Annotated in this window: 5 protein-coding genes and 1 pseudogene; 2 read left to right on the top strand and 4 right to left on the bottom strand. The window is 73.8% G+C overall.

What is annotated here, in order from left to right:
• The coding region (locus tag CCN56_RS33835) for a PLP-dependent aminotransferase family protein (RefSeq protein WP_086831654.1) at positions 1-1109 on the bottom strand (1109 nt) is incomplete at its 3' end.
• Positions 1110-1156: 47 nt separating this feature from the next.
• On the opposite strand from CCN56_RS33835, the gene CCN56_RS33830 reads away from it, so the two are divergent.
• A complete protein-coding gene (locus CCN56_RS33830; protein ID WP_086831655.1) occupies positions 1157-1657 on the top strand; it encodes a carboxymuconolactone decarboxylase family protein in 501 nt (166 codons plus the stop codon).
• Positions 1654-2388 carry an isocitrate lyase/phosphoenolpyruvate mutase family protein gene (locus CCN56_RS33825; RefSeq protein ID WP_086831653.1) on the top strand — a complete coding sequence of 245 codons (735 nt, stop codon included), beginning with the start codon at positions 1654-1656 and terminating at the stop codon, positions 2386-2388. Before CCN56_RS33830 ends, CCN56_RS33825 begins: the two co-directional genes overlap by 4 nt.
• 111 nt (positions 2389-2499) lie before the next feature.
• Here CCN56_RS33825 and CCN56_RS33820 read toward each other — a convergent pair whose 3' ends face one another.
• The 3 genes and pseudogenes from CCN56_RS33820 to CCN56_RS33810 all read right to left on the bottom strand — a co-directional run.
• A complete protein-coding gene (locus tag CCN56_RS33820; protein WP_086831652.1) occupies positions 2500-3489 on the bottom strand; it encodes a malate dehydrogenase in 990 nt (329 codons plus the stop codon).
• A gap of 417 nt (positions 3490-3906) precedes the next feature.
• Positions 3907-4452 carry a DUF3017 domain-containing protein gene (locus CCN56_RS33815; protein ID WP_086831651.1) on the bottom strand — a complete coding sequence of 182 codons (546 nt, stop codon included), beginning with the start codon at positions 4450-4452 and terminating at the stop codon, positions 3907-3909.
• 1 nt (position 4453) lies between these two features.
• A pseudogene (locus CCN56_RS33810) lies at positions 4454-4812 on the bottom strand (bifunctional methylenetetrahydrofolate dehydrogenase/methenyltetrahydrofolate cyclohydrolase); the annotation flags it as partial.

Raw genomic sequence — 4812 nt, 5'->3', positions numbered from 1 at the left:
TCCGGCGCGCCGGACGACCAGTCCACGTCCCCCTTCGCCGCCGCCACCTCCGTCGCCAGGCCCTTCGGCAGGACCATCCAGGCGAGGCGGAGGCCGGGCGCGAGGGACTTGCTCGCGGTGCCGAAGTAGACGACGCGCTCGGGGTCGAGGCCCTGGAGGGCTCCGACCGGCTGCCGGTCGTAGCGGAACTCCCCGTCGTAGTCGTCCTCCAGGACGAAGCCGCCTGAGGCCCGCGCCCAGTCGACGACCGCCGCCCGCCGGTCCGGGGGCAGGGCGCCGCCCAGCGGGTACTGGTGGGCGGCCGTCATGAGGACCGCCCCGCACCCGTCGAGGGCGGCCAACTCCTCGGTCCTCGTGCCGCGTTCGTCGAAGGCCAGGACGGGCGTGCCGAGTCCGGCCCTTCTCAGGAGGCCGTCGTGGAGACCGAGCCCGTACGACTCGACGGCCACGTCCCGTACGCCCCGGGCCCGCAGCACCTGGCCGATCAGCATCAGGCCGTGCACGAAGCCCGCGCAGACCACGATCCGCTCGGGCCGGGCGTGCACGCCCCGGGCGCGGGCGAGGTACTCGGCGAGCGCGGCGCGCAGTTCGGGCCTGCCGCGCGGATCGCCGTACCCGAAGGCCTCGTTGGGGGCGTCGGTGAGGGCCCGGCGGTACGCCTTGAGCCAGTCGGCGCGCGGGAAGGAGGCGAGGTCGGGGGTGCCGGAGTTCAGGTTGTGCACGGGCGCGGCGGGCCGGCCCCGGCCCGTACCGGCCGGCGGGGCCGACGGGCGCGGCGAATGGGGTCTCCCCTGCTCGAGCGAAGCCGAGAGCGTGGGGAACGACGGCGCCGGCGGGCGCGGCGCGGCCCGGCGGGCGACGCGGGTCCCGGAGCCCTGCCGGGCGGTGAGCCAGCCCTCGGCGACCAGCTCGGCGTACGCGTCGGCGACGGTGTTGCGGGCCATGCCGAGGTCGGCGGCGAGCTGGCGGGAGGACGGCAGCCGCGTACCGGCCTCCAGGCGTCCGCTGCGGACCGCCTCCCGCAGGGCGTCCATGAGGCCCGCGCGGAGCCGGGTGCCGCGGACTTCCAGATGGAGGTCGGCCCCGAAAGTGGCCCAGTCGTTCGCCATGGAAATGGACCATACCGGTGCGCCATCGGCTTCGTACGGTGGACGGCATGACGACGGTAGAGACAGAGCAGACCGCGTACGCCCACGAGCACGCGCCCCGGATGTCCCTCCCCGAGCACCTCCCCGAGTTCTACCGGGCGATGGTCCGGCTGGAGACGGCGGCCGCGAAGGACATCGACCCGACCCTGTACCACCTGATCAAGCTCCGGGCCTCGCAGCTCAACCGCTGTGCGTTCTGCATCGACATGCACAGCAAGGACGCGCTGGCCGAGGGCGAGAGCATCGAGCGGATCGTGCTGCTCTCCGCCTGGGAGGAGTCCCGGCACTTCTACACCGAGCGCGAACTCGCCGCGCTCGCCCTCACCGAGGCCGTCACCGTCCTCACCGACGGCTCCGTCCCCGACGAGGTGTACGCGAAGGCCGCCGCGCACTTCGACGAGACCGAGCTCGCCCGGGTCATCGCCGCGATCGTCACGATCAACGCCTGGAACCGGATCGGCGTCACCACCCGGATGACGCCCGGCCACTACACCCCGCGCCCCGCATGAGCGCCGAGACGTTCCGGGCCCTCCACCGGGACCGGCCCGCCGACAGTCCGCTCGTGCTGCCCGGCCCGTGGGACGCGGCGAGCGCACGCGCCTTCGAGGCGGCCGGGCATCCGGCGCTCGCCACGCCGAGCGCGGGGATCGCGGCCTCCCTCGGGTACGAGGACGGGGCGACCCCGGCGGCGGAGATGTTCGCCGCGGTGGCGCGGATCGTCCGCGCCGTCTCCGTCCCCGTCACGGCGGACCTGGAGGGCGGGTACGGCCTCCCGGCGGCCGAACTGGTCGAACGGGTGCGGGAGTTCGGGGCGGTCGGCGTCAACCTGGAGGACAGCGGCCCCGACCGGGCGCTCAGGGACCCGCAGGCGCACGCGGACTGGCTGGCGGAGGTGAGGGCCGCGGCGGGCCCCGGACTCTTCGTCAACGCGCGCGTGGACGTGTACATCCGCCGGGCGTCCGACCCGCTGGCGGAGGCGATCGCCCGGGCCGAGCTCTACGCGTCGGCGGGCGCGGACTGCGTCTACCCGATCGCGGCCCCGCCCACCGACCTCCCGGCCCTACGCGCCGCCCTCGGCGACCTGCCGGTCAACGCGCTGGCGGTCCGGGGCGGTCCGGGCTTCCCGGAACTGGGCCGCCTGGGTGCCACCAGGATCACCTTCGGGGACGGTCTGCTGGTGCGGACCCTGGAGGGCGTGACGTCCCTGGCGACGGGCCTCCGGGAGACGAACGGCCTCTGAGGACACATGAAACGGCGCCCCCGGGCCGTACGGTCGGTCGTACGGCCCGGGGGCGCCGGGACTGTGGAGCCGGACTCAGTCCGGGAAGCCGGACTCAGCCCGGAACCGGCCTCAGATGAGGCCGAGCTCGCGGACCGCGTCGCGCTCCTCGACGAGCTCGTTGACCGAGGCGTCGATGCGGGCGCGGGAGAACTCGTTGATCTCCAGGCCCTGGACGATCTCGTACTTGCCGTCCTTGCAGGTGACCGGGAAGGAGGAGATCAGGCCCTCCGGGACGCCGTAGGAGCCGTCGGACGGGACGCCCATGGAGGTCCAGTCGCCCTCGGCGGTGCCGTTGACCCAGGTGTAGACGTGGTCGATGGCGGCGTTGGCGGCGGAGGCCGCGGAGGACGCGCCACGGGCGTCGATGATCGCGGCGCCGCGCTTGGCGACGGTCGGGATGAAGGTGTCGGCCAGCCACGCCTGGTCGTTGACGACCTCGGCGGCGTTCTTGCCGGCGATCTCCGCGTGGAAGACGTCCGGGTACTGCGTCGCGGAGTGGTTGCCCCAGATGGTGAGGCGCTTGATGTCCGTGACCGAGGAGCCGGTCTTCTGGGCCAGCTGCGTCAGGGCGCGGTTGTGGTCCAGGCGGGTCATCGCGGTGAAGCGCTCGGCCGGGACGCCCTTGGCGGCGGACTGGGCGATCAGGGCGTTGGTGTTGGCCGGGTTGCCGACGACCAGGACCTTGATGTCGTCCGCGGCGTGCGCGGCGATGGCCTCGCCCTGCGGCTTGAAGATGCCGCCGTTGGCGGCGAGCAGGTCGCCGCGCTCCATGCCCGGGCCGCGCGGGCGGGCGCCGACGAGCAGACCGATGTTGGCGCCCTCGAAGCCCTTGTTCGGGTCGTCGAAGATGTCGATGCCCTTGAGCAGCGGGAACGCGCAGTCGTCGAGCTCCATGGCGGTGCCCTCGGCGGCCTTCACGCCCTGCGGGATCTCGAGGAGGCGCAGCTTGACCGGCACGTCCGCGCCGAGCAGGTGGCCGGAGGCGATGCGGAAGAGCAGCGCGTAGCCGATCTGGCCGGCCGCGCCGGTCACGGTGACATTCACGGGAGTGCGGGTCATGGCGATCTCCGTAAGACAGCTGGCGGTGGGGGTCCCTGCCCCTGATGCTGGACGGCTCCCCTGATCGACGATCGATCACGCGATCGATCGGTGTCTCGACGTGAAGAGATATCCAGCGGTCAGGCTATCCGACCCGGACCCCCGCGAATCCCCATCCCCTTGTGGTCCGGCTCACTGCCACCCGTCCGGGGAGGCTCCGGGCGCCCGTCCGGGGAGGCTCCGGGCGCCCGTCCGGGAGGTTTCGGGGCGCCCGGCGGGTGCGGAGCCGACGTAGCGGAATGGTCACTTCCGTGCCACAGCGCGCCGACGGAGCTTGAACCGACCTTGGCACGTACATGACCCTTGATCATGACGGCGCCCGCCCTCCCACGGGGGAGAGGGCGGGCGCCGCACTTCACGGGCCGAAAGGCCGACGGGCTACGTCACCGTGAGGTGGAGCACGTCCTCCAGGAACGGGATCCGCAGCCACGGATCCGGCTGGACCATGAGCGCGAGCAGCACGATCAGGCCGCCCATCACCCCGTACGTGATCACGTCCGTGAAGCGGGAGCGGACGGCCAGCATGCCGACGGACGGCACCACCCGGCGCATCGCCGCGCCCGCGAGGAGCGCGGCCCCGACCAGGATCGCCCCCACCCGGAAGGACTGGAAGGACTCCGGGAAGGGGTCCGTCCCCACCACGAGCAGACCGAGCCCGGCGAGCACGAGGACCGTGAGCAGCGGCCACTGGCGGGCGGGCGCCGGGGCGTCGCCGGGGGCGGCCCGGCGCCCGCCCTCGGGGCGCGCGGTACCGGCGGTGACGACGGTGGGCTTCGGACGCTTGAAACCGCCTGCGGCAGGCGCGGCTTGGGAACCGCCCGCGGCGGGCGCGGCCTTGGAACCGTCCGCGGCGGGCGCCGTTCCTCCGGCCCGCGACGCGGCTTCGTCCGGATTGCCGGGCGCCCCCGGCGTCCCGGAGGTCACCTCAGAGCGCCGCGGCCGCGCGCTCGGCGGCCTCGACGACGTTGACGAGGAGCTGCGCACGGGTCATCGGGCCCACGCCGCCGGGGTTCGGGGAGATCCAGGCGGCCACCTCGGCGACGCCAGGGTCCACGTCGCCGACGATCTTGCCCTCGCCGTTGCGCGAGACGCCGACGTCGAGGACGGCCGCGCCCGGCTTCACGTCCTCGGGCTTGATGAGGTGCGGGACACCGGCCGCCGCGACGATGATGTCGGCGCCCCGCAGGTGCGCCGAGAGGTCCCGGGTGCCGGTGTGGCACTGGGTCACGGTGGCGTTCTCGGAGCGGCGGGTCAGGATGAGCGGCATCGGGCGCCCGATGGTGA

Source organism: Streptomyces sp. NRRL B-24572, assembly GCF_002156145.1.
Classification (GTDB): domain Bacteria; phylum Actinomycetota; class Actinomycetes; order Streptomycetales; family Streptomycetaceae; genus Streptomyces; species Streptomyces vietnamensis.
This window is presented reverse-complemented; position numbering and strand designations above follow the sequence as displayed.

Coding starts and splice junctions, on each gene's coding strand:
- CCN56_RS33820 (WP_086831652.1), bottom strand. CDS start 3,489: ATGACCCGCACTCCCGTGAATGTCACCGTGACCGGCGCGGCCGGCCAG.
- CCN56_RS33825 (WP_086831653.1), top strand. CDS start 1,654: ATGAGCGCCGAGACGTTCCGGGCCCTCCACCGGGACCGGCCCGCCGAC.
- CCN56_RS33830 (WP_086831655.1), top strand. CDS start 1,157: ATGACGACGGTAGAGACAGAGCAGACCGCGTACGCCCACGAGCACGCG.